Source organism: Arthrobacter sp. JUb115, assembly GCF_004365035.1.
Classification (GTDB): Bacteria; Actinomycetota; Actinomycetes; order Actinomycetales; family Micrococcaceae; genus Glutamicibacter.
On record NZ_SOBS01000003.1, the window covers coordinates 245,863 to 270,445 of the forward strand.

The 24,583-nt window shown below is 58.0% G+C and carries 19 protein-coding genes and 1 tRNA gene; 16 read left to right on the forward strand and 4 right to left on the reverse strand.

Annotated elements, in window-relative coordinates:
• Positions 1 to 25: 25 nt before the first annotated feature.
• Together EDF61_RS06665 and EDF61_RS06670 are read right to left on the reverse strand one after the other, a co-directional pair.
• Complete coding sequence (locus EDF61_RS06665) at positions 26 to 274, reverse strand: hypothetical protein (protein WP_133833616.1); 249 nt, start codon at positions 272 to 274, stop codon at positions 26 to 28.
• A 12-nt stretch (positions 275 to 286) separates the two neighbouring features.
• A complete protein-coding gene (locus EDF61_RS06670) occupies positions 287 to 1,609 on the reverse strand; it encodes a PspC domain-containing protein (protein WP_133833617.1) in 1,323 nt (440 codons plus the stop codon).
• 126 nt (positions 1,610 to 1,735) lie between these two features.
• Between EDF61_RS06670 and EDF61_RS06675 the strand changes: the two genes are divergently transcribed.
• On the forward strand, positions 1,736 to 2,989 hold the full coding sequence (locus EDF61_RS06675) for an ATP-binding protein (protein ID WP_133833618.1): 1,254 nt from the start codon (positions 1,736 to 1,738) through the stop codon (positions 2,987 to 2,989).
• Between the two features lie 4 nt (positions 2,990 to 2,993).
• Entirely contained in the window at positions 2,994 to 3,662 is a 669-nt protein-coding gene (locus tag EDF61_RS06680; protein ID WP_133833619.1) for a LuxR C-terminal-related transcriptional regulator, read from the forward strand.
• 74 nt (positions 3,663 to 3,736) lie between these two features.
• Here the strand turns inward: EDF61_RS06680 and EDF61_RS06685 are convergent, their stop codons facing one another.
• Positions 3,737 to 4,936, reverse strand: coding sequence for a pyridoxal phosphate-dependent aminotransferase (locus EDF61_RS06685; protein WP_105661541.1), 1,200 nt, complete (start codon positions 4,934 to 4,936; stop codon positions 3,737 to 3,739).
• 268 nt (positions 4,937 to 5,204) lie between these two features.
• On the opposite strand from EDF61_RS06685, the gene EDF61_RS06690 reads away from it, so the two are divergent.
• The 8 genes from EDF61_RS06690 (at position 5,205) to EDF61_RS06725 (ending at position 10,828) form a co-directional block, all read left to right on the forward strand.
• Positions 5,205 to 5,277, forward strand: a tRNA-Trp gene (locus EDF61_RS06690).
• 114 nt (positions 5,278 to 5,391) lie between these two features.
• Positions 5,392 to 5,640, forward strand: coding sequence for a preprotein translocase subunit SecE (gene secE / locus EDF61_RS06695; protein WP_038992215.1), 249 nt, complete (start codon positions 5,392 to 5,394; stop codon positions 5,638 to 5,640).
• A 72-nt stretch (positions 5,641 to 5,712) separates the two neighbouring features.
• Positions 5,713 to 6,582, forward strand: a complete 870-nt coding sequence (gene nusG, locus EDF61_RS06700; protein WP_208294233.1) for a transcription termination/antitermination protein NusG — start codon at positions 5,713 to 5,715, stop codon at positions 6,580 to 6,582.
• A 130-nt stretch (positions 6,583 to 6,712) separates the two neighbouring features.
• Positions 6,713 to 7,144: a 50S ribosomal protein L11 gene (gene rplK, locus EDF61_RS06705; RefSeq protein ID WP_105657674.1), complete on the forward strand. Its 432-nt coding sequence runs from the start codon at positions 6,713 to 6,715 to the stop codon at positions 7,142 to 7,144.
• A 135-nt stretch (positions 7,145 to 7,279) separates the two neighbouring features.
• On the forward strand, positions 7,280 to 7,984 hold the full coding sequence (rplA, locus tag EDF61_RS06710) for a 50S ribosomal protein L1 (RefSeq protein WP_105661540.1): 705 nt from the start codon (positions 7,280 to 7,282) through the stop codon (positions 7,982 to 7,984).
• Positions 7,985 to 8,541: 557 nt separating this feature from the next.
• Positions 8,542 to 9,063 (forward strand): 50S ribosomal protein L10, encoded by a 522-nt coding sequence (gene rplJ / locus EDF61_RS06715; protein WP_105657672.1) that lies wholly within the window; start codon positions 8,542 to 8,544, stop codon positions 9,061 to 9,063.
• Between the two features lie 73 nt (positions 9,064 to 9,136).
• Positions 9,137 to 9,511: a 50S ribosomal protein L7/L12 gene (gene rplL, locus EDF61_RS06720; protein ID WP_133833621.1), complete on the forward strand. Its 375-nt coding sequence runs from the start codon at positions 9,137 to 9,139 to the stop codon at positions 9,509 to 9,511.
• A 147-nt stretch (positions 9,512 to 9,658) separates the two neighbouring features.
• Entirely contained in the window at positions 9,659 to 10,828 is a 1,170-nt protein-coding gene (locus EDF61_RS06725; protein WP_133833622.1) for an acyltransferase family protein, read from the forward strand.
• On the opposite strand, the gene EDF61_RS06730 is transcribed toward EDF61_RS06725, so the two are convergent.
• A complete protein-coding gene (locus tag EDF61_RS06730) occupies positions 10,782 to 11,279 on the reverse strand; it encodes an aminoacyl-tRNA deacylase (protein ID WP_133833623.1) in 498 nt (165 codons plus the stop codon). The two genes, EDF61_RS06725 and EDF61_RS06730, sit on opposite strands and share 47 nt — an antisense overlap.
• Positions 11,280 to 11,893: 614 nt before the next feature.
• Here EDF61_RS06730 and rpoB point away from each other — a divergent pair.
• The 6 genes from rpoB to tuf all read left to right on the forward strand — a co-directional run bounded on the left by rpoB (position 11,894) and on the right by tuf (position 24,442).
• Entirely contained in the window at positions 11,894 to 15,400 is a 3,507-nt protein-coding gene (gene rpoB / locus EDF61_RS06735) for a DNA-directed RNA polymerase subunit beta (protein WP_105657689.1), read from the forward strand.
• A 97-nt stretch (positions 15,401 to 15,497) separates the two neighbouring features.
• Positions 15,498 to 19,388: a DNA-directed RNA polymerase subunit beta' gene (locus EDF61_RS06740; RefSeq protein ID WP_105657668.1), complete on the forward strand. Its 3,891-nt coding sequence runs from the start codon at positions 15,498 to 15,500 to the stop codon at positions 19,386 to 19,388.
• Between the two features lie 592 nt (positions 19,389 to 19,980).
• Positions 19,981 to 20,355: a 30S ribosomal protein S12 gene (gene rpsL, locus EDF61_RS06745; RefSeq protein ID WP_013349694.1), complete on the forward strand. Its 375-nt coding sequence runs from the start codon at positions 19,981 to 19,983 to the stop codon at positions 20,353 to 20,355.
• Positions 20,355 to 20,825, forward strand: a complete 471-nt coding sequence (gene rpsG / locus EDF61_RS06750) for a 30S ribosomal protein S7 (RefSeq protein ID WP_096256908.1) — start codon at positions 20,355 to 20,357, stop codon at positions 20,823 to 20,825. The genes rpsL and rpsG overlap by 1 nt, the downstream gene beginning before the upstream one ends.
• 69 nt (positions 20,826 to 20,894) lie before the next feature.
• Positions 20,895 to 23,009 carry an elongation factor G gene (gene fusA / locus EDF61_RS06755; RefSeq protein WP_133833624.1) on the forward strand — a complete coding sequence of 705 codons (2,115 nt, stop codon included), beginning with the start codon at positions 20,895 to 20,897 and terminating at the stop codon, positions 23,007 to 23,009.
• A 242-nt stretch (positions 23,010 to 23,251) separates the two neighbouring features.
• A complete protein-coding gene (tuf, locus tag EDF61_RS06760; RefSeq protein ID WP_105657666.1) occupies positions 23,252 to 24,442 on the forward strand; it encodes an elongation factor Tu in 1,191 nt (396 codons plus the stop codon).
• Positions 24,443 to 24,583: the final 141 nt, after the last annotated feature.

Below are 24,583 nucleotides of genomic sequence, written 5' to 3' on the forward strand. Positions count from 1 at the left end.
CTAATTGTTGGAAAAGCTTGGAGGCTTAGAGATTGGGGTCGGTGGGAACCGGTGGTTCGGCTTCGGATTTGCGGGCCTTGCCGGCCGATGCCAATCCGGAGAAGATCATGGCTACGCCGGCCAAGGCGACGATAGCGATGAAGAACAGCGGCATGTCAAAGCTCCACTGCAAGACCAGACGGCTGAGCGATGCCAGGGCGACAACGATCAGAATCAGGCCGAAGACCAAGGTTCCGGTAGGGAATTTCCTAGCGGGAGTAGAAGAAGTATTCATGGGGCTCAGTCCTTAGAAATCCGTGTTGCTGGGGTTCAGGATGCTGGGATCATCCACGGTCGTGGAGAACGAGGAAAAAACTCCGTCTACTTCAATGGTCAGCATTGGTGCATTTCCCGGCAAGGACCGCCGGTCCTGCGGCAGTTCCATATCCATTCCGGAAAGGAATGCGCCGTCGGTCTCGATCTTCACCGGAACATTCTCCGGCAGCAGCAGATCCATTCTGGAGAAGACAGAATCGATCTCCACCGTGGTGGGTTTGGTGATACTGCCCAGATGGGTCAGGTCAACCGTTGAGCTGCTGAAAACAGCGCTGTATTGGCTGTCGCTGCCGGTAGCCGATCGAACGAACCCGCGGGCAGATTCCTCGAAAGACGTAGCAGAGAAGATCACCGTCAGGACCAGCAATGGAATGGCCAAACCCAACAGGCCTCCACTGGTTCGCCCGGAGAGGGCCGCTAGGACAATGGTGATGCCAACAAGCAACAGGCCGCAAGCCAAGGCCACGGTCCAGCCCGAACCAGGCAAGGCCACGATATCCAGGTAGTCGGCCAGCATGACCACGGCGACCACCAGCACGGTAACGCCGAAGACGGTGGTGCCAAGCCAACCCGGAATCGGGCGGCTGATCGGCTTGCGATTCGCCTTGGCACTGTAGGCCTTCGTGTATGCGGGATCCGGCGAATAGCTATTTTCGTACTGGCCCGCTGGGCCAGAATCACCTGAATTCATGGGGTGCTCCTTCATCGGCGCATCCGGGTAGTTCGTCCCGAACCCGCTAGCTACGCTCGCATTGAAACTCTGGGTGCCGTCCTCACGCCAAGGATGCTCCAACGCGGTGCTCTTCTCGGCAGCCCTTGGCGAGGCAGCAGAGCTGTCACCGGTCGCTGCCGGATTGCGGGCTTGGTCCGGACGCGCAAACCGGGTGTTCTTCCTGCTGAAGATAATGAATGCGATAGCCGCAACAATAGCCAGGGGCCACAGGACCGGTGCCAGCGAATCCAAGAACCAGGGAGCAGGGAAGATGCCCAGCGCAAAGATGATCACCGCGCCAGTCATGCCGCTGGTCCAGTTCCGGTTCACGGCACTTTCCAGATGCATTTTGCCTCCCGCATCAGGAAGCAACGCCCAAGCCAGTCCATAGAGCACCATGCCCAAGCCGCCTAGGACACCGAGCACCACGAAGATGCCGCGGATCAGCACTACATCGACCTTGAAATAATCGGCGACACCAGTTGCAACGCCACCGAGCCACTGCGAGTCCTGGCGAGTGATCGGTGATTTGCGCAGCTGGTCGTAAAAGCCGCGACGACGTTGAGAGCCTTCGTTGTTCATAGTCCAATGTTCTCGTGTGGCAGGGGTCCCGCGCTATGAGGGGATACCCTGAACTTCCCCTAGGGGTGCCCCTAGATCCGGTGATCAACCGGGAAGAAACGACAAGAACGTGCTTGACTTAGAACTATGGAAAGTCCTGAACGGCGTTTGATGGTGCGCAGCGAGAACCGGCTAATCGCCGGCGTCTGCGGCGGCCTCGCGGAGCACCTGGGCATCCCGCTGGGGTACGTGCGTATTGGGTTCCTGGGATTGTCCGCACTGGGCGGCATCGGCATTCTGCTCTACGCGTGGCTTTGGGTATTCGTCCCGAGCGCCGAAGAGGCGCACGCTGACGAGCTTCGCTCCTGGGGCACCAGATCACGCAGCCTTGCTGAAGAAATGAACCGGGTGCAGCAAGGCATCTTCCGTCCACGCGAAGGTTGGGAAAGGAACTCCACCTGGCGTGACACGCTGATCGGTGCGGGCCTGCTGGCGCTCGCCGTCCTGGCTTATGGACAGTGGACCGGCTGGAATATCCGCTGGGATCTGATCTGGCCTAGCTTGGGCGTGATTGCCGGTATTGTGCTGGCTTGGATCCAGTTCGATGAAGGTATCACCGAGCACAAGAAGCGCCCGTCACTGCCTTTCTTGCTGCGCCTGGCTTTTGGCCTGGTCCTGGTCATCGGCGGTCTGCTGGCCCTGCTGGGCAATACTGTCGGAGCCGCAGACCTGCTCGGCGGCTTGTGGGCGGCCTTGGCGATCATTGTCGGCGCAGTCGTGGTGTTGCTTCCCTGGGGCACTCGGCTTTGGCGCGATTTCATCGCTGAACGGAGCTCGCGCCAGGCGGCGGCCCAACGTGCAGAGTTCGCGGCCCACCTGCACGACTCGGTCTTGCAGACCTTGGCAGTGATTCAAAAACGCAGTGAAGACCCAGCGGCGGTGAGAACCTTGGCACGCGTCCAAGAGCGTGAACTGCGCCAATGGCTGTACGGCAACCATGACCTTGATGATGAAGATGTAATCGTTGAGATCCAGCACGAGGCAAGCCACATCGAACAGCTGCTACTGCGTGATGTAGAAGTCATATCCGTAGGCAATGCTCAGGGCTTTGCCGGGCAGCAGGCACTGGTGGCCGCTAGCCGCGAGGCGATGATGAACGCAGCGAAGCATGCCGAGGGCAAGATTTCGGTATTCATCGAATGCTCGGCCGAACAAGTAGAAGTGTATGTGCGTGACCGCGGCACCGGTTTCGAAGTAGATGGAATACCGGCGGACCGGCACGGCGTCAGGGAATCAATCATTGGCCGCATGGAACGCGCAGGCGGCATGGCGCATATCCGGAGCGGTGAATCCGGAACCGAGGTGCAGCTGAGCATGCCACTGAACATGGAGGAAGAATAGAAACATGAACGCTGAGAACACCACCGAGAACTACCGTGTAGTGCTGGTGGATGACCACGCCATCTTCCGTTCCGGTTTACGTGCCGATTTGGCCCAGGACATCCAGATTGTCGGGGAAGCTGGCACCGTGGAAGGAGCCATCGAGGTGATCACCGAACAGCAACCGGATGTGGTGCTCCTGGATGTGCATCTGCCCGGTGGCCGCGGCGGGGGCGGGGCCGAAGTGCTCAAGGGGTGCACCGGGCTGCTGGGATCCACGCGTTTCCTGGCATTGAGCGTTTCCGACGCAGCACAGGACGTAGTGACGGTCATCCGTGCCGGTGCTCGCGGGTATGTCACCAAGAGCATTTCCGGGGCCGAAATTTCCGATGCAGTACGTCGCGTGGCCGGGGGAGATGCCGTGTTCTCGCCACGGTTGGCCGGGTTCGTCCTGGACGCCTTTGGCAGCAGCGGTCCGGTGGCAGAAATCGATGAAGAGCTGGATTTGCTCTCTGACCGCGAATTGCAAGTCATGCGTTTGATTGCCCGGGGATATAGCTATAAGGAAGTAGCCAAGGAACTGTTCATCTCGGTAAAGACCGTGGAATCGCATGTGTCCAATGTGCTGCGCAAGCTCCAGCTATCCAACCGCCACGAACTTACCCGTTGGGCTGTGGACCGCAAGATCCTCTAAACGGCGCTGCGGCAAAGCACAGAAGCCGGGCAGTCCATCATGGACTGCCCGGCTTCTTTAGCGGCGCGGTTTTTCTACTTGGCTTCGCCCAGCAGCTTGGCCATCCGTGCGACGCCTTCTTCGAGATCAGCATCACCCAGTGCATATGACATGCGGATATAGCCGGAAGGGCCGAATGCTTCACCTGGAACGACGGCAACTTCTGCCTGTTCCAGGATGAAAGCAGCAAGTTCTGCACTGGTGTTGTTCACAACGCCGCGGATTTCGCGACCCAGCAGGCCTCGAACATCCGAATACGCGTAGAACGCGCCTTCCGGAGTAGGGCAGTGCAGGCCGTCAATCGCGTTCAGTGATTCGACGATGGCCAAGCGGCGACGGTTGAAGGCAACCTTCATGTCGTTCACGGCATCCAGCGGCCCGGCAACAGCAGCCAGGGCGGCTCGCTGCGATACGTTGGAAACGTTCGAGGTGGCGTGGGACTGCAGGTTGGTGGCGGCCTTGATGACATCCAGCGGACCTGCCATCCAACCCACGCGCCAGCCGGTCATTGCGTAGGTCTTTGCCACGCCGTTGAGGATGACAACTCGGTCTTCGAGCTCTGGGACCAAGGTCGCGATGGAGCTGAAAGTTGCATCGCCGTAGGTCAAGTGCTCGTAGATCTCATCGGTAACAACCCACAGCCCCTTGGAAGCAGCCCACTGGCCGATCTCGCGGACCTGCTCCGGGGTGTATACGGCACCGGTGGGGTTCGAAGGAGAAACGAACAGCAGCACCTTGGTGCGTTCGGTCAGTACGGATTCGAGCTGTTCGACGGTAACCTTGTAGCCCTGCTCCGGGCCGGCAAAGACCGATACGGCCTTGCCTCCGGCGAGCTGGATGGCTTCGGGATAGGTGGTCCAGTACGGAGCCGGAACGATGACCTCGTCACCTGGATCAAGCAGGGTTGCGAAGGTGTTGTACACCGCCTGCTTGCCGCCATTGGTGACCAGAACCTGGTTGGCCTTGAGCTCGTAGCCCGAATCGCGCATGGTTTTGGCGGCGATTGCTTCGCGCAGCTCGGGAAGGCCGGCTGCAGGGGAGTAGCGGTGGTTCTTTGGATCCTGGGCCGCCTTGACTGCTGCTTCGACAATGTAGCCAGGGGTTGGGAAGTCGGGTTCACCGGCACCGAAACCGATTACTGGTCGACCTGCTGCTTTAAGAGCCTTCGCCTTGGCATCTACTGCGAGAGTCGCGGATTCGGAAATTGCGCCGATGCGGCGAGAAATGCGAGACATTGGGGATTCGTCCTGAAGTCTATGGGGACAGCTGTTACACCTCAGTTTAGTTCGCAACCTTGCACTTCAGCATCACAATTTTGAAAATGACACAATAAGGTGCGCAACGGGGCGCGGGAATGCGTTCTGCGCCACACCGGAGGTTGTCAGTTCGACATTTCCGATTTCGTTGCGTAAAGTTATTTCTCGTTGCCGAGACATCGCAACGGACGAAGCTGAATGTTTTATCCGCTAAGATGTTCTAGGTGGGAGCGGTAAAAAGCTCCGAAGGGTAGTGGCGCAATTGGTAGCGCAGCGGTCTCCAAAACCGCAGGTTGCAGGTTCGAGTCCTGTCTGCCCTGCGCAATAGCGATTTATCGCTTAGCGAATTATCTCATCACGGTGTGTTGCAGTCGAATAGACTATGGCACACCGTGATTGTTTCAACTGGCCAAATTTTTGAAACGAGGAAGAACATGACCGAATCTGCTCTCAGCTCCGGTAAGGGTGGACAGAAGTTGGGTTTCTTTGCCCGGATCTTCTTGTTTTTCCGCCAGGTAATCGCAGAACTTAAGAAGGTCGTCACCCCGACCCGCAGTGAACTAGTGAATTATTTCCTGGTTGTTGTCGGTTTCGTGGTCGTGGTGATGCTGATCGTGACGGCCCTGGACTTCGTCTTTGGGCAGGGTTCGATCCTCCTGTTCACCAACAAGGTCGAACAGTAATTTTGTTGCCTCGGAGGTATGATTACCCCGAGGCAATTTAGTGTCATTCAGTCAAAGAAAGCAGGAGCTGCAGTGTCCGACAAGGAACTCGAACCGCAGATTAATGACGAGGTCGAAAACGAGTTCGTTGAAGCCGCCGGCGATCAGGTTGAGCCAGCTGTAGAAGCTGACGTCGACCCAACCGAAGCACCAGCACAGGACGCTGAAGACGCTCAGGTAATCGAAGGCGCAGCTGAAGAAGCTGAAGGCGACGACAACGAAGCCGAAGCTGAAGAAGCCGAGGGCGAAGACAACGAAGCCGACGCTGAAGAAGCCGAGGGCGAAGACAACGTAGCCAAGCTCAAGGAAGAATTCCGCGCTAAGCTCCGTCGTCTTCCAGGTGACTGGTTTGTCATTCACACCTACGCTGGTTACGAAAACCGCGTGAAGGTCAATCTTGAGACCCGTATCCAGACCCAGGACATGGATGAGTTCATCTTCGATATCCAGGTTCCAATGGAAGAGGTCGTCGAGGTCAAGAACACTCAGCGCAAGATCGTTCGCCGCGTGCGCATCCCGGGCTATGTCCTGGTCCGCATGGAGCTGACTGACGCTTCGTGGGGTGTTGTTCGACACACTCCAGGTGTCACTGGATTCGTTGGCAACGCCCACGATCCAAACCCACTGAGCCTTGACGAAGTGTTCTCCATGCTTGAGCACACCATCGTTGATCCAGTAGAGCAGCCATCGGCGTCCAAGCCAGGCCGTGCTCCAATTACTGAGGTCACCGTGGACTTCGAAGTCGGCGAATCGGTTATCGTCAATGACGGACCGTTCGAAACGATGCCGGCAACCATCTCGGAGATCAAGCTGGATGCCGCACAGCTGGTCGTACTGGTTTCGATCTTCGAACGTGAAACCCCAGTGACCCTGAACTTCAACCAGGTCACCAAGATCCAGTAGTATTAAGTCTTCGTGCCCCGCATCGGTCGCTTATCGATGCGAGGGTACGCTTGGCTGTCGCGCCACGATAGCCAGATCCCCGTGCCACGCTCCTGTGCCACGGGAAACGCAAGAGTAAGAAGGACCCGACATGGCCCCAAAGAAAAAGGTCACCGGACTCATCAAGCTGCAGATCCAGGCAGGTGCTGCTAACCCAGCTCCTCCAATCGGTCCAGCCCTTGGTCAGCACGGCGTCAACATCATGGAATTCTGCAAGGCTTACAACGCAGCGACCGAGTCGCAGCGCGGTAACGTTGTTCCAGTTGAGATCACCGTATACGAAGACCGTTCGTTCACTTTCATCACCAAGACTCCTCCTGCAGCTGAGCTGATCAAGAAGGCAGCTGGCATTGCAAAGGGTTCGGGTGTTCCGCACACCGACAAGGTTGCTAACCTGACCCAGGCTCAGGTTGAGGAAATCGCCACCACCAAGATGGCTGACCTGAACGCAAATGACCTGGCTGCTGCAGCCAAGATCATCGCCGGCACCGCCCGCTCCATGGGCGTGACCGTAGAAGGCTAATCCCGCCTTCCGCTGTTCACACGCTGGATAGCACCCAAGAATTCAATCTAAGGCGAAACGGTCATCTGATCGATTCGCCCGTGGCAGGACCCCGCGCGGTCCATATGACCACGACTGCATAAGGAGAAAACGCAGATGGCAAAGCGCAGCAAAGCATACGTAGCCGCCGCGGCTAAGATCGATGCCGACAACAACGTCTACGCTCCAGCCGAGGCAATTGCCCTGGCTAAGGAGACCGCAGGCGATAAGACCAACTCGACCGTTGAGGTTGCTTTCCGCCTGGGTGTTGACCCACGTAAGGCTGACCAGATGGTTCGCGGTACCGTAAACCTTCCACACGGCACCGGCAAGACCGCCCGCGTGGTTGTTTTCGCTAACGGTGACAAGGCAGAAGCAGCTCGCGAAGCTGGCGCCGACTTCGTTGGCTCGGACGACCTGATCGAAAAGATCCAGGGCGGCTGGACCGACTTCGACGCAGCAGTTGCAACCCCTGACCTGATGGGCAAGGTTGGCCGCTTGGGTAAGGTACTGGGTCCTCGTAACCTGATGCCAAACCCTAAGACCGGCACCGTGACCATGGATGTGGCCAAGGCTGTAACCGACATCAAGGGCGGCAAGATCGACTTCCGCGTCGACAAGCACTCGAACCTGCACTTCATCATTGGCAAGGTTTCGTTCGACGCAAAGCAGCTGACCGAGAACTACGCAGCAGCTCTGGAAGAGGTTATGCGCCTGAAGCCTTCGGCTTCGAAGGGTCGCTACATCTCGAAGGCAACCATCGCTACCACCTTCGGTCCAGGTATTCCTGTTGACGCGAACGTAACCCGCGTTGAGGCCTAAGTCTAGTAGCTAACTAGCTTGGGGGAGCATGCCGATAATCGGCATGCTCCCTTCCTTTTTAAACGAGGAATCTGCGCGATGGCCACGGCTGCTGGCAAGCGTATTCATGTTTCGTACCAGCCGGTAGCCGATGATAAGCTTTGACTACCGAGTATCTCGGTCATCCGCGTATGGATCCCCCAAGGCCCTACGCGGATGAGATACGAAAGTTTCCCCAAAACTTTTGTATCGGCGGGACTTACTACTAGCGTTCCCCAAGCGTTGGTAAGTGAGTCCCGCCATTCTAATTTAATTCCCCTAGTGACCAGGATCATGAGATTGGCTCCGGCTTCGATTTGCTGTGGGCTGGAATGCTCATATAAACTAGAAATACCGAAGACCGTCGGTCGAGCATTTGGTTTCCAACTGCTCCTAATGATCCGCAAGGATGACCAACGCAGGTTACATAGATTTTTTGACTTTGAATAAGTTGAAACGCCCTGTGCTCCTGCGCGGGGCTATTTTTATGGCCTCGCCGGTTTTGAAACGGTACCGAACAAATCCCCGGAAGGAGTGTTATGGCAACCCCAAGCAAGACTGCAGCGATTGAAGAAATCACCGCGGAATTCAATGATTCGTCGGCGGCTGTCTTGACCGAATACCGTGGGCTTACCGTTGCACAGCTCAAGGATCTGCGCCGCTCGCTTGGTCAGGAGACCAAGTACGCAGTCGTAAAGAACACCTTGACCGCAATCGCAGCGAAGAACGCTGGCATCGATGCTTTCGATGAACAGCTTTCTGGTCCAACCGCAATCGCCTTCATTAAGGGCGATGCAGTTGCTGCCGCTAAGAGCCTCACGGAATTCGCCAAGACTAACGAAAAGCTGGTCATCAAGACCGGTTGGTTCGAAGGTAAGGCACTGGACCAGAGCGGCATCGCTGCTTTGGCTGCGCTGGAATCCCGCGAAACTCAGCTCGCCCGCGTTGCAGCAGTGCTGCTGGCTCCAGCTTCCGCTGCTGCCCGCGCTGTCGAAGCTCTGCGTGCAAAGCTCGACGAGAACGGTGGCGAAGCTGCCGAGGAAGCTCCGGCAGAAGCCTAAGCTTTCGAGTTCTCTCGCAACGTAAACCCAAATTCATCGGCCCTCAAGGCCAAAAACCGAAAGGACGCCCACCATGGCGAAGCTCAGCAACGAAGAGCTGCTTTCCGCATTCAAGGAAATGACCATCATCGAACTGTCCGAGTTCGTTAAGGAATTCGAAGAGACCTTCGACGTAACCGCTGCTGCTGTTGCAGTTGCTGGTCCAGCTGCAGGCGGCGAAGCTGCTGCTGAAGAGAAGACCGAATTCGACGTAGTCCTCGAGTCGGCTGGCGACAAGAAGATCGCAGTTATCAAGGAAGTTCGCGCACTGACTTCCCTGGGCCTGAAGGAAGCTAAGGAGCTCGTTGACGCTGCTCCAAAGGCTCTGCTTGAGGGTGTTGCAAAGGACGCTGCCGAGAAGGCTAAGGAAGCTCTGGAAGCTGCCGGCGCTACCGTCACCGTTAAGTAAGTACAGCGGTCACTCGCAACTTATTGCCAAAGGTCCACAGACGAAAGTCTGTGGGCCTTTGGTCGTTAAGCTGGGAAGTCCATAGCAATTGTTTTATAACGTTTCTATTAACAGCGTTTATTCAAGTTCATTGTTTACAGTGAAAATGTGTCAAAAACCGTAGCTACCCAGAACCAGAAACCAGCACCGCGGCTAGGGCTCCTAGACGCATTGAGGATTACAGCTGCGCTAATTGTCGTCCTGTACCACTACACCGCATGGGGACATGATCACTGGGGGAGGCAGGCCGCAGAGTTCTGGCCAGTACTCTCCGAATTCACCCGTTACGGACAGCTGGGTGTACAGCTATTCTTCCTCATCTCGGGCTTCGTTATCCTGATGTCCCTCCAGGGAAAGAACGTCATTGGTTTCATCGGCTCGCGTGTGGGCCGCCTCTACCCGGCCTACTGGCTCGCGGTACTCGCAGCAACAGTACTCTCGCTTGGGATCTGGCCCTCCGGCAATGAGGGACGCTCGGCCAGTGATATTCTGCCCAATCTGAGCATGATGCAGGCTGGATTCGGCGTCACCGATATGGACGGTGTCTATTGGACACTTTGGGTCGAGTTGCGTTTCTATGTGTTGCTCGCAGTGCTCTTGTCCATGGGCTTCGTGAAGAACAAGCACATCCTCTTGCTCTCTGCCATTTGGCCCGCTCTGGGCCTGTATCTGCATTTCACAAGCTTGGACAAGCTGCAGGAATGGATTGCCGGGCAGTATGCGGCCCTGTTCGCAGCCGGCATGGTGCTCTTCTTGATCTATCAAAGCGGCCACAGCATTCTGCGGTGGTCCATGCTCGCAGGCAATACTGCCATCGCCGCATTTTTCACCGGCATCAAGGGGCGCAGTGACGCGGACTTGCTCTCCGGGATGGATATCCCCGCCTGGCATTTCCAGCTGCTGACCGTCCTGTGCGTAGTTCTGCTGGCGGTGTGCACCCTGACTCCGCTCAAGAACGTCCAGGGCAAATGGCTGGCTGTGGCCGGTTCATTGACTTACCCGCTGTACCTGGTGCACCAGTTGTGGGGTTGGTGGCTAATCAACCAGCTGCACGGTTTCGTGAACAAGTACGTGCTGCTGGCCGGTTTGCTGGTGCTGATGCTAGGAATTGCCTACCTGGTGGCACGCTTCGTCGAGCAGCCGCTGGGTCTGCCGCTGCGCAACGCGACGATCAAGGGATTGACCAAGTCGCAGGCCTGGGCCAAGAAGGCATTGGCTAAGCCAGGGCTGTTTATTCCGGAGTCGAAATATCAGCAATCGTGGCATCAAATCCGCTAACCAAATCCTTGGCGCGAACCAGCAGTCCATGGGCTCGGTCCCCGCTGCCCAGTCCTATCTGTTCCGATACGGGCTCTTCGAAGACGCTGGCATCGATGTAGACAGGCAGTACCGTGTGCGAGCCAAAAGGCGTAATGGTTCCGGTCTCGTAGTGCGTGACATCCCAAGCGATATCTGAAGATGGCAGGGAGAGCTTATTGACGCCCATGACTCCGCGCAGCTTCGCCCAGTCAAGTTTCCGCCCGCCGGGGATCAGCGCGAAGACGAAGGTGCCGTCTGTGCGTTTGATAACCAGCGTCTTGAGCAAGGCCGAGGCCGAGATTCCCAAGGCGTCCGCAGCCTCTTCCAGCGAGCGGACCTTGTCGCGCGGCACAATCTCGATTGGGATGTTCCGGCGCGAGGCGTCCAGGGTAACTCGGGTCAGTGCTTCATCTGACTGCAGCTTATTCACTTCGTCTCCTAACCGTGGATGTTTGCTCGATCATAGCTAGTGGCGAAAGAAGAAGCCACCGGACACACGAGGTCGCAAAGGCTTATATCTGCTGGGCGAGCGTGTAGCTTCAAGCCTCCCGGATACCCGGAAAAAAATCTCCAAGAACGTTCGCCATGCGGCTGAAGCGGAGAAAAATTGGGGTTTCTGATGCCTGCTGAGGAGAATGTGACAGAAAGCATAACGTTGCCTGATGCCCGGAATCCGGAGTCTGCGTTCAGCGGGCCAAGACCTTTGGCAATTCGCAAGAATCCGCGAAAACAAGGGTATCAGTTGGGAAAATGCATGCACTTTTCGGTGCGCGGTACGACCGGGTTGCGCGCTGGCGCGGTGCTTGGAAACCTGAGTGGCAGCCCGCGCGAAAGTGGGGGCGAAAACTATAGCACGAATTTCTGCACCGAGTATCGACAACCGGATTTTCCTCCGGTAGAGTAGAAATTTGCGCCTTGCTGTTTGCGCGCGCGGCCTTCATATAGCGGTGGGTTCGTGCGGACGAAAAAAGAGGAACTGTCCTATGGCAGGAACCTTAGCACGGTAAGCGTTCGGAAACCTGACGGTCTTTGGAAGGATCCATCTTGGTCGCCTCGAGCAACCCTAACAACCAAACCGCTAGTTCGGCTCGCGATGCTGCATACGCTGGCCGACTTTCTTTTGCAAAGATTCACGAACCCCTTGAAGTGCCTAACCTGCTGGCATTGCAGACCGAGAGCTTTGACCGCCTCGTCGGCAACCAGAACTGGGTAGAGCGCCTGGCCAAGGCAGAAGCCGCTGGTGACTTCAGCGTGCCCAACACCTCGGGCCTGGCAGAAATCTTCGAGGAAATCTCCCCAATCGAGGACTTCCAGGACACCATGTCCTTGAGCTTCTCGGATCCGGAGTTCGCTGATCCTAAGTACTCGATCGCAGAGTGCAAGGACCGCGACGCCACCTACGCGGCACCGCTGTATGTCAAGGCCGAATTCATGAACAATGAAACCGGCGAAATCAAGCAGCAGACCGTGTTCATGGGCGATTTCCCGCTGATGAGCGAAAAGGGCACCTTCATCATCAACGGCACCGAGCGTGTCGTTGTGTCCCAGCTGGTTCGCTCCCCAGGTGCGTACTTCGAGTCCACGCCGGACAAGACCAGTGACAAGACGATCTTCTCGGCACGTATCATCCCATCGCGTGGTGCATGGTTCGAGCTGGAAATCGACAAGCGCGACCAGATCGGCGTACGCCTTGATCGCAAGCGCAAGCAGTCGGTCACCGTCTTGCTCAAGGCCCTTGGCTGGAGCGAAGAGCAGATCCTGTCCGAGTTCGGCCAGTACGATTCGATGCGCGCAACCTTGGAAAAGGACAGCATCAAGGATCAGAACGAAGCCTTGCTGGACATCTACCGCAAGCTGCGTCCAGGCGAGCCTCCTACGGTTGAGGCCGCCCAGGCACTGCTGAAGAACATGTACTTCGAGCCTAAGCGCTACGACCTGGCAAAGGTTGGCCGCTACAAGATCAACCGCAAGCTGGGCGTGGAGACTCCGGTCAACGCCGAGAACGCTTCGGTGCTCTCGCTGGACGACCTGGTAGCGATGATCCGCTACCTCGTTGCGCTGCACGCAGGCGAGAAGACTGTTCAGGGCACCCGCAAGGGCGAGATCGTTGACGTTCCTGTCAACGTCGACGACATCGACCACTTCGGCAACCGCCGCATCCGCGCCGTGGGCGAACTGATCGAGAACCAGGTCCGCACCGGCCTGTCCCGCATGGAGCGTGTTGTGCGCGAGCGCATGACCACCCAGGACGTCGAGGCGATCACCCCGCAGACCCTGATCAACATCCGCCCTGTTGTGGCTGCCATCAAGGAGTTCTTCGGAACCTCGCAGCTTTCGCAGTTCATGGACCAGAACAACCCGCTGGCCGGCCTGACCCACAAGCGCCGCTTGTCGGCTCTGGGCCCGGGCGGCCTGTCCCGTGACCGCGCAGGCATGGAAGTACGAGACGTCCACCCGTCCCACTACGGACGCATGTGCCCAATTGAAACCCCGGAAGGCCCGAACATCGGCCTGATCGGTTCGTTGGCTACCTACGGACGCATCAACTCCTTCGGCTTCATCGAAACCCCGTACCGCCGCGTCGCCAATGGCGTCGTGTCCAACGAGGTCGACTACCTGACCGCCGATGACGAGCTGCAGCACTACATCGCACAGGCCAACGCGCCTCTGGATGAGAACGGCCGCTTCGTTGAAGAGACCGTTCTGGTTCGCGAAAAGGGCGGTGGCGGCGAGCCTGTCATCGTCGATTCCGCTGAAGTGACCTTCATGGACGTTTCGCCGCGCCAGATGGTTTCGGTGGCAACCGCGCTGATTCCATTCCTCGAGCACGACGATGCCAACCGCGCACTGATGGGCGCCAACATGCAGCGCCAGGCTGTGCCGCTGCTGAAGTCCGAGCGTCCGCTGGTGGGTACCGGCATGGAGAAGTTCGCCGCGGTTGACGCCGGCGACTCCGTTGTCGCCGCCAAGCCAGGCGTGGTCACCGAGGTATCTGCTGACCTGGTTGTCGTCATGAACGATGACGGCACCGAGTCGATGTACCCGATCATGAAGTTCGCCCGCTCGAACCAGGGCAACGCCTACAACCAGCGCGTTCGCGTGTCCGAAGGCGACCGCCTGGAATACCAGTCGATCATCGCTGACGGTCCTTCGACCGACTCCGGCGAGCTCTCGCTGGGCAAGAACCTGCTCGTGGCATTCATGTCCTGGGAAGGCTACAACTACGAGGATGCGATCATCCTCTCCCAGCGCATGATCTTCGACGACGTACTCACCTCGATTCACATCGAAGAGCACGAAGTCGATGCCCGCGACACCAAGCTCGGTGCCGAGGAAATCACCCGCGACATCCCGAATGTCTCGGAAGACATCCTCTCCCAGCTCGATGACCGCGGCATCGTCTACATCGGTGCCGAGGTCGAGGCCGGCGACGTGCTGGTAGGCCGTGTCACCCCTAAGGGCGAGACCGAACTGACCCCGGAAGAGCGCCTGCTGCGTGCCATCTTCGGTGAGAAGTCGCGCGAAGTGCGCGACACCTCGCTGAAGGTTCCGCACGGCGAGTCCGGCACCGTCATTGGTGTTCGCATCTTCGACCGCGACAACGACGATGACCTTTCCCCTGGTGTCAACCAGCTGGTCCGCGTCTACGTTGCCCAGAAGCGCAAGATCTCGATCGGCGACAAGCTCGCAGGTCGCCACGGTAACAAGGGTGTCATCTCGCGCATCATGCCGCTGGAAGACATGCCATTCCTGGAAGACGGCACCCCGCTGGATGTCATCCTGAACCCGCTAGGTGTGCCAGGTCGTATGAACGTCGGCCAGGTTATGGAAATCCACCTGGGTTGGGCTGCCAAGCAGGGCTGGAAGATCGAAGGCGAGCCTGAATGGGTCCGCGATCTGCCGAACCTGCCACGCGAGTCCGGTTCCACCACCGTGGCAACCCCGGTCTTCGATGGCGCTTCCGAAGAGGAAATCCGCGGCATCCTGGATTCGACCAGCAAGACCCGTGACGGTGTGCGCCTGATTGGCAACTCCGGCAAGGCGAAGCTGTTCGACGGCCGCTCCGGCGACCCGCTGCCGGATCCGGTTTCCGTGGGCTACATGTACATCTTGAAGCTCCACCACCTGGTGGACGACAAGATCCACGCCCGTTCCACCGGTCCATACTCCATGATCACCCAGCAGCCACTGGGCGGTAAGGCCCAGTTCGGTGGCCAGCGCTTCGGCGAGATGGAAGTTTGGGCACTGGAAGCATACGGTGCCGCTTACACACTGCAGGAAATCCTGACCATCAAGTCGGATGATATCCACGGCCGCGTGAAGGTCTACGAAGCTATCGTCAAGGGCGAGAACGTTCCAGAGCCTGGTGTTCCAGAATCGTTCAAGGTGCTCATCAAGGAAATGCAGTCGCTGTGCTTGAACGTCGAGGTACTCGGTACCGACGGCAACACTATCGAAATGCGTGAGTCGGACGAGGAATCGTTCCGCGCCGCTGAAGAGCTGGGCATCGACCTTTCACGGTCGGAGCCGAACTCCGTAGAGGAAGTGTAATCTGGCGCCCTGCCTGCAGGACCTGCAGGCAGCGGCGGCAAATTCCCACCCTCATTCGTATCGACTTCAGACACCACAGAAGAGAGAAAAGGACCATATGTCCAGCGATTCCTCATTCGGCCTCATGCGAATCAACCTTGCCACCGCGGATGAAATCCGTGGATGGAGCTACGGCGAGGTCAAGAAGCCGGAAACCATTAACTACCGCACCCTGAAGCCGGAGAAGGACGGTCTTTTCTGCGAAAAGATCTTCGGCCCTTCCCGCGACTGGGAATGCTACTGCGGCAAGTACAAGCGCGTGCGCTTCAAGGGCATCATCTGCGAGCGTTGCGGCGTCGAGGTGACCCGCGCGAACGTACGCCGTGAGCGCATGGGCCACATCGAGCTGGCAGCTCCTGTGACCCACATCTGGTACTTCAAGGGCGTTCCATCGCGCTTGGGCTACCTGCTCGATCTGGCTCCGAAGGACCTCGAAAAGGTCATCTACTTCGCTGCCTACATGATCACCGGTGTCGACGAAGCACGCCGCCACGCCGAAATGCCTAACCTGCAGGCCCAGCACGACCTGGAACTGCGAAACCTTGCGAACAACTCGGAAGCTGACAAGAAGGCTGTTGCAGCCGACCTGGAAGCCGAGCTGGAGCGCATGGAAGCTGACGGCGCCAAGAATGCCGAGCTGAACAAGGCCCGCACCTTGGCCGAGAAGACTGTTCTGCAGATCGACAAGCGCGCCAAGGCCGAAGCCGAGCGCCTGCGTGCGGTCTGGGAGCGCTTCAAGAACCTGAAGGTCGCCGACCTCGAAGGCGACGAAGGCCTGTACCGCACCATGCGTGAGAAGTACGGACTGTTCTTCGAAGGCTCCATGGGTGCAGAAGCTATCCAGAAGCGCCTTGAGAACTTCGATCTGGCGGCTGAAGCTGAAGAGCTGAAGACCATCATCGAAAACGGCAAGGGCCAGAAGAAGGCTCGTGCGCTCAAGCGCCTGAAGGTCGTCAACGCGTTCCTTGTCAACGGCAACTCGCCTAAGGGCATGGTCCTTGACGCCGTTCCGGTGATCCCGCCAGAACTGCGCCCGATGGTCCAGCTCGACGGTGGCCGTTTCGCTACCTCGGATCTGAACGACCTGTACCGCCGCGTGATCAACCGCAACAACCGCCTCAAGCGCCTGCTTGATCTCGGTGCGCCAGAGATCATCGTGAACAACGAAAAGCGCATGATGCAGGAAGCTGTTGACTCGCTGTTCGATAACGGCCGTCGTGGCCGTCCGGTGACCGGTCCAGGCAACCGCCCGCTGAAGTCCCTGAGCGACATGCTCAAGGGCAAGCAGGGTCGTTTCCGCCAGAACCTGCTGGGCAAGCGCGTTGACTACTCGGGCCGTTCGGTCATCGTTGTCGGCCCGCAGCTGAAGCTGCACCAGTGCGGTCTGCCAAAGCAGATGGCCCTGGAGCTGTTCAAGCCTTTCGTGATGAAGCGCCTGGTTGACCTCAACCACGCACAGAACATCAAGTCGGCTAAGCGCATGGTCGAGCGTTACCGCCCGCAGGTTTGGGATGTTCTCGAAGAGATCATCACCGAGCACCCGGTACTGCTCAACCGTGCACCTACCCTGCACCGCTTGGGTATCCAGGCCTTCGAACCACAGCTGATCGAAGGCAAGGCCCTGCAGCTGCACCCATTGGTTTGCGGCGCGTTCAACGCTGACTTCGACGGTGACCAGATGGCAGTCCACCTGCCGCTGAGCCCAGAAGCACAGGCTGAAGCCCGTATCTTGATGCTGTCCTCGCACAACATCTTGAAGCCTTCCGATGGCCGCCCAGTGGCACAGCCTTCGCAGGATATGATCATCGGCTTGCACCACTTGACCACCAAGCGTGCAACCGAAAAGGGCGCCGGCCGCGTGTTCGCTACCGTATCCGAGGCCATCATGGCCAAGGATCTGGGCGAACTGCACCTGAACGCACCGATCAAGGTCCGCGTGGAGAACTTCGTTCCTTCCGCAGACCAGCCAGCCCCTGAGGGCTGGGAGCCAGGTACCCCGGCATTGCTGGATACCTCGCTTGGCCAGGTGCTGTTCAACGACACCCTGCCTGCGGACTACCCATGGGTAGCCACCGTAGCGGGCAAGGATGCGCTCTCGGAGATCGTCAACGATCTGGCAGAGCGCTACCCGAAGATCATTGCCGCAGCTACCCTGGATAACCTGAAGGACGCCGGTTTCTACTGGTCGACCCGCTCGGGTGTCACCGTGGCGATCTCGGACATTACCTCGAACATGGATAAGGCAGCCATCTTGGCTCCTTACGAGGTGAAGGCCGCCAAGGTCCAGGCTTCCTACGACAAGGGCCTGATTGCAGATACCGAGCGCCGCCAGGACCTGATCGACATCTGGACCAAGGCTACCGACGAGGTTGCCGAGGCGATGAAGAACGGCATGGAAGAGCTGAACACCATTAACCGAATGGTGACTTCCAAGGCTCGTGGTAACTACCTGCAATTGCGTCAGATCGCGGGTATCCGTGGTCTGGTGTCCAACCCTAAGGGTGAAATTATTCCTCGCCCGATCAAGTCTTCCTACCGTGAAGGCCTGTCGGTTCTGGAGTACTTCATCGCGACCCACGGTGCCCGTAAGGGCCTGGCGGATACCGCGCTGAAGACCGCTAACTCGGGTTACCTGACCCGTCGTCTGGTGGACGTTTCGCAGGATGTTATCGTTCGCGAAGAGGACTGCGGCACCAAGCGCGGCTTGACCGTTGCCATTGCAGATAACTCTGCCGGCATCCGCGTCAAGCACGAGACCGTGGAGAACTCGGCATACACCCGTACGCTGGCTACCGACGTCAAGAACGCTGAAGGCACCGTGCTGGCTACCGCCGGTTCGGATGTCGGCGACGTGCTGATCGACGAGCTGTACGCTGCAGGCGTGGATGAAATCCGCGTTCGCTCCGTGCTGACCTGCGACTCGGCTGTTGGAACCTGTGCTCTGTGCTACGGGCGTTCGCTGGCCAGCGGCAAGACCGTGGACATCGGCGAGGCTGTTGGCATTATCGCCGCGCAGTCCATCGGCGAGCCTGGTACCCAGCTGACCATGCGTACCTTCCACACCGGTGGTGTAGCGTCTGCTGACGATATCACCCAGGGTCTGCCTCGTATCCAGGAACTGTTCGAAGCCCGTACCCCTAAGGGTGTGGCTCCGATGTCCGAGGTTGCCGGTCGCGTGTCGATTGAAGACGACGAGAAGCAGCTGCGTGTTGTAGTTACTCCAGACAACGGCGACGAGAAGCAGGCCTACCCGGTTCTGCGCCGTGCTCGCCTGTTGGTTGAAGAGGGCGAAAGCATCGTTGCCGGCACCCAGCTCACCAGCGGTACCTTGGATCCGAAGCAGGTTCTTCGAGTCCTCGGCCCACGTGAGGCACAGAAGTTCCTGGTCCGCGAGGTCCAGGATGTGTACCAGTCCCAGGGTGTAGGCATCCACGATAAGCACGTGGAAGTCATCGTCCGCCAGATGCTGCGCCGCGTCACCGTCATCGAGTCCGGCGAGACCGACTTGCTACCAGGCGAGTTGGCCGATCGTTCGCGCTTCACCGCGGCGAACCGCAAGGCCGTTTCGGAAGGCCAGCGTCCAGCTGCCGGCCGTGACGAGCTGATGGGCATCACCAAGGCATCGCTGGCCACCGATTCGTGGCTGTCGGCTGCTTCCTTCCAGGAAACCACTCGCGTCCTGACCCAGGCTGCGATGGAAGGCAAGGAAGATCCACTGCGCGGTCTGAAGGAAAACGTGATCATCGGTAAGCTGATCCCGGCCGGTACCGGTCTGGATCGCTACACCCAGGTCAACGTCGAGCCAACCGATGAAGCAAAGGCAACTTTGTTCACCGGCACCTCGGCCTTCTCTTCGGGCCTGTACGACGATGCGCTGGAAGGCGGGCTGTCGCCTGAATTCCGTGCCATCTCGATGGACGACTACGACCACGGCTCGGACTTCCGCTAAACCGGGAGCACTGTCACCGTAAGGTAGTTTGACCCAATGCCTGCCCGCACACTGTGCGGGCAGGCATTGGGCGTTTAACCGCCACAGTTCCCAGTGGTCTGCGTTCCGGGGCCTGCGCGCAACACGGGGTGGAAATAGTAGTCGATGAATCCACTGGGAGATTTAGGAACTAGTATTCGCCTTGATGCGGATCCGCTGGCAAGCCGGCAGCGGACATCCGCGGATTCGGGTGGTTTTCATCTGGCGGTCCCGTGGCGTTCAGCTGGGGTCGATATCGTAGTCACTACCCAAACCGTCTCGATGGCGGCGGGGGCCAAGAGTGGCCTGGTCGGTGAGATAGCTTACTGTACATGGTGGCTCGGTGGATTAATGCTAGACTGAGGTCAATTGTTTTATGTGTGGCAAAATGGACTCCGTCCGGGTTGCGGGTAGGTTGCGCAACGAATGCCACACTTTCGCACGCCTAGGGACTTTTGATTCTGAGTGCGCGGTAAAGCAAGCAGCTAGCTACATTGCGAAGCGCTAAAACTTTTCTAGGCTTAGGCGTTTTCGTCGTGTTGCCGAAGAACTTAGACAATGGAAGGACACGAAAGTGCCTACTATTCAGCAGCTGGTCCGCAAGGGCCGCTCGCCTAAGGTCGTCAAGACCAAGGCCCCTGCCCTTAAGGGCAACCCAATGCGCCGTGGCGTGTGCACCCGTGTGTACACCACCACCCCGAAGAAGCCAAACTCGGCTCTGCGTAAGGTCGCACGTGTGCGCCTTGCCGGTGGCGTCGAAGTGACCGCTTACATTCCAGGTGTCGGACACAACCTGCAGGAACACTCCATCGTGCTCGTTCGCGGTGGTCGTGTAAAGGACCTTCCAGGTGTTCGCTACAAGATTGTTCGTGGTGCTCTGGATACCCAGGGTGTGAAGGATCGTAAGCAGGCTCGTTCCCGCTACGGTGCAAAGAAGGATGGTAAGTAATGCCTCGTAAGGGTCCGGCGCCAAAGCGCCCACTAGTTTCTGATCCAGTCTTCGAATCCCCATTGGTCACCCAGCTGATCAACAAGGTTCTCGTAGACGGCAAGAAGTCCACTGCAGAGCGCATTGTTTACGGTGCACTCGAAGGTGCCGCAGCAAAGTCCGGCGCCGACGCTGTTTCGACCCTCAAGAAGGCTATGGACAACATCCGTCCAGCCCTCGAGGTTCGTTCCCGCCGCGTCGGTGGCGCTACCTACCAGGTTCCTGTTGAGGTCAAGCCAGGCCGTGCAACCGCACTGGCTCTGCGCTGGCTGGTTGGCTACTCGAAGGCTCGCCGCGAGAAGACCATGATCGAGCGTTTGATGAACGAGATCCTGGACGCATCGAACGGTCTGGGTGCCGCTGTGAAGCGTCGCGAAGACACTCACAAGATGGCCGAGTCCAACAAGGCCTTCGCACACTACCGCTGGTAAGAACCGCTCGGAAAAGCTGGGCATCAACCGATGCCCAGCAATTCCGGCCTCACCTTATAGGGAGACAACGTGGCACAGGACGTGCTTACTGACCTTAACAAGGTCCGCAATATCGGCATCATGGCTCACATCGATGCCGGTAAGACCACTACTACTGAGCGCATCCTTTTCTACACGGGTGTGAACCACAAGCTCGGTGAAACCCACGACGGTGCTTCGACCACCGACTGGATGGAACAGGAAAAAGAGCGCGGTATCACCATTACCTCCGCTGCTGTTACCTGCTTCTGGAACAAGAACCAGATCAACATCATCGACACCCCGGGCCACGTTGACTTCACCGTTGAGGTGGAGCGCTCGCTGCGCGTGCTCGATGGCGCCGTTGCCGTCTTCGATGGCAAGGAAGGCGTTGAGCCTCAGTCCGAGACCGTTTGGCGCCAGGCTGACAAGTACGACGTTCCACGTATCTGCTTCGTCAACAAGATGGACAAGCTGGGCGCTGACTTCTACTTCACCGTAGATACCATCATCCAGCGCCTTGGTGCCAAGCCGCTGGTTATGCAGCTGCCAATCGGCTCCGAGTCCGAGTTCACCGGTGTCGTTGACCTGCTGTCCATGAAGGCATTCGTTTGGGAAGGCGACTCCAAGGGTGACGTCACCATGGGCGCTGCTTACGAAACCCGCGAAATCCCTGCCGACTTGGTTGAGCGTGCTGAAGAGTACCGCGCCAAGCTGGTTGAAGATGTCGCTGAGGCATCCGAAGAGCTCATGGAGAAGTACCTCGAAGGTGAAGAAATCTCCCTTGAGGAACTCAAGGCTGGCATCCGCAAGCTGACCGTGAACTCGGAAGCTTACCCAGTATTCTGTGGTTCGGCCTTCAAGAACCGCGGCGTTCAGCCAATGCTGGATGCAGTCATCGACTTCCTGCCGAACCCACTGGACGTTGGCGCCACCATCGGTCACGATCCGAAGGACGAAGAAGTTGAGCTGACCCGCGAGCCTTCGGAGGACGCACCGTTCTCGGCACTTGCGTTCAAGATCGCCGCTCACCCGTTCTTCGGCCAGTTGAACTTCATCCGCGTTTACTCCGGCAAGGCAGAGTCCGGCGCACAGCTGCTGAACTCCACCAAGGGCAAGAAGGAACGCGTAGGCAAGCTCTTCCAGATGCACTCCAACAAGGAGAATCCGGTAGACGAGATCCACGCAGGTCACATCTACGCTGTGATCGGCCTGAAGGCCACCACCACCGGTGACACCCTATGTGATCCAGCCCACCCAATCGTTCTCGAATCGATGAGCTTCCCGGATCCAGTGATCTCTGTGGCCATCGAACCAAAGACCAAGGGTGACCAGGAAAAGCTGTCGACCGCTATCCAGAAGCTGTCGGCGGAAGATCCAACCTTCACCGTGTCCCTGAATGAAGACACCGGCCAGACCGTCATTGGCGGTATGGGTGAGCTTCACCTGGACATTCTGGTTGACCGCATGAAGCGCGAATTCCGTGTGGAAGCAAACGTTGGCAAGCCACAGGTTGCATACCGCGAAACCATCAAGAAGGCTGTGGAGAAGGTTGACTTCACCCACAAGAAGCAGACCGGTGGTTCGGGTCAGTTCGCAAAGGTCCAGGTCTCGTTCGAGCCTCTGGAAGTTGTTGACGGCGTCACCTACGAGTTCAAGAACGCCGTGACCGGTGGTCGTGTTCCTCGTGAGTACATCCCATCCGTTGACGCTGGTATCCAGGACGCAATGCAGTACGGTATCCTCGCAGGCTACCCACTGGTCGGTGTCAAGGCTACCCTCATCGATGGTGCTTACCACGATGTCGACTCCTCGGAAATGGCCTTCAAGATCGCTGGTTCGCAGGTATTCAAGGAAGGCGCACGCCGCGCTAACCCTGTTTTGCTTGAACCGCTGATGGCTGTTGAAGTCCGTACCCCGGAAGAGTACATGGGCGACGTTATCGGCGACCTGAACTCCCGTCGTGGTTCGATCAGCGAGATGTCCGACGCTGCTGGCGTCAAGGTCATCCGCGCTGGTGTGCCACTGTCGGAAATGTTCGGTTACATTGGTGACCTGCGTTCGAAGACCCAGGGTCGCGCAGTTTACTCGATGACCTTCGACAGCTACTCTGAGGTCCCGAAGGCAGTTGCCGACGAGATCATCCAGAAGTCCCGCGGCGAGTAATCGTCTCGGTATAAAAACCTGGCCGTGACCCCCTTAGCGGGGAAGTGGCCGATCGCGGGCCGGTTCCGTTGAAAAACGGAGCCGGCACCGCAAACGGCCAACGAGGGATTTGCATCACAATGCAGGCCCCGCAGAGGACCGGAATTTCCTAAATTATCCAAGCCCCCAGTAGACTATTTCTAGTTCGTTTGCGAACCGCGCAGACGAAGAATGTCTTCTGTAAATGTTTCTAGGAGGAACTTGTGGCAAAGGCAAAGTTCGAGCGCAACAAGCCGCACGTCAACATTGGTACCATCGGTCACGTTGACCACGGTAAGACCACTCTGACCGCGGCAATCTCCAAGGTTCTGGCTGACAAGTACCCAGACCTGAACGAACAGCGCGACTTCGCTAACATCGACTCGGCACCGGAAGAGCGCCAGCGCGGTATTACCATCAACATCTCGCACATCGAGTACCAGACCGAGAAGCGCCACTACGCACACGTAGACGCTCCAGGTCACGCTGACTATGTCAAGAACATGATCACCGGTGCTGCTCAGATGGACGGCGCAATCCTCGTTGTTGCCGCTACCGATGGCCCGATGGCTCAGACCCGCGAGCACGTTCTGCTGGCCCGCCAGGTTGGTGTTCCAACCCTGATGGTTGCACTGAACAAGTCGGACATGGTTGATGACGAAGAGCTGCTCGAGCTCGTGGAGATGGAAGTTCGCGAACTTCTGTCCTCGCAGGGCTTCGATGGCGATGACGCTCCAGTGATCCGCGTTTCGGGCCTGAAGGCTCTGGAAGGCGACGCAAAGTGGGTTGCAGCTATCGAGGAACTGATGGATGCAGCTGACAGCTTCATTCCAGACCCAGTTCGCGACCGCGACAAGCCATTCCTGATGCCAATTGAAGACGTCTTCACCATCACCGGCCGCGGTACCGTTGTTACCGGTCGCGCCGAGCGTGGCACCCTGGCTATCAACTCGGAAGTTGAGATTGTTGGCATCCGCCCAATCCAGAAGACTACCGTTACCGGTATCGAGATGTTCCACAAGCAGCTCGACGAAGCATGGGCTGGCGAGAACTGTGGTCTGCTGCTTCGCGGTCTGAAGCGCGACGATGTTGAGCGTGGCCAGGTTATCGTAGCCCCAGGCTCGATCACCCCACACACCAACTTCGAAGCTAACGTCTACATCCTGTCGAAGGACGAAGGCGGACGTCACAACCCGTTCTACTCGAACTACCGTCCGCAGTTCTACTTCCGCACCACCGACGTAACCGGCGTTATCACCCTCCCAGAGGGCACCGAAATGGTTATGCCTGGCGACAACACCGAAATGTCGGTTGAGCTGATCCAGCCAATCGCCATGGAAGAGGGCCTCGGCTTCGCAATTCGCGAAGGCGGCCGCACCGTTGGTTCGGGCAAGGTAACCACCATCACCAAGTAGTCTCTACTTGATGAGGTAGTTCCCTAGTGAACTGAAAAGAATCCCCCAGCACTTTTGTGCTGGGGGATTTTTTCGTTAAATACGAGCCCCAGCTAGTGAATATATCTAGAAGGTGGTCTAATTGGAGGGCGCGACAATTCG

Excerpts from the sequence above, each read along its gene's own strand:
- EDF61_RS06665 (WP_133833616.1), bottom strand. The coding sequence starts at position 274 with ATGAATACTTCTTCTACTCCCGCTAGGAAATTCCCTACCGGAACCTTG.
- EDF61_RS06670 (WP_133833617.1), bottom strand. The coding sequence starts at position 1,609 with ATGAACAACGAAGGCTCTCAACGTCGTCGCGGCTTTTACGACCAGCTG.
- EDF61_RS06675 (WP_133833618.1), top strand. The coding sequence starts at position 1,736 with ATGGAAAGTCCTGAACGGCGTTTGATGGTGCGCAGCGAGAACCGGCTA.
- EDF61_RS06680 (WP_133833619.1), top strand. The coding sequence starts at position 2,994 with ATGAACGCTGAGAACACCACCGAGAACTACCGTGTAGTGCTGGTGGAT.
- EDF61_RS06685 (WP_105661541.1), bottom strand. The coding sequence starts at position 4,936 with ATGTCTCGCATTTCTCGCCGCATCGGCGCAATTTCCGAATCCGCGACT.
- secE (WP_038992215.1), top strand. The coding sequence starts at position 5,392 with ATGACCGAATCTGCTCTCAGCTCCGGTAAGGGTGGACAGAAGTTGGGT.
- rplK (WP_105657674.1), top strand. The coding sequence starts at position 6,713 with ATGGCCCCAAAGAAAAAGGTCACCGGACTCATCAAGCTGCAGATCCAG.
- rplA (WP_105661540.1), top strand. The coding sequence starts at position 7,280 with ATGGCAAAGCGCAGCAAAGCATACGTAGCCGCCGCGGCTAAGATCGAT.
- rplJ (WP_105657672.1), top strand. The coding sequence starts at position 8,542 with ATGGCAACCCCAAGCAAGACTGCAGCGATTGAAGAAATCACCGCGGAA.
- rplL (WP_133833621.1), top strand. The coding sequence starts at position 9,137 with ATGGCGAAGCTCAGCAACGAAGAGCTGCTTTCCGCATTCAAGGAAATG.
- EDF61_RS06740 (WP_105657668.1), top strand. The coding sequence starts at position 15,498 with ATGTCCAGCGATTCCTCATTCGGCCTCATGCGAATCAACCTTGCCACC.
- rpsG (WP_096256908.1), top strand. The coding sequence starts at position 20,355 with ATGCCTCGTAAGGGTCCGGCGCCAAAGCGCCCACTAGTTTCTGATCCA.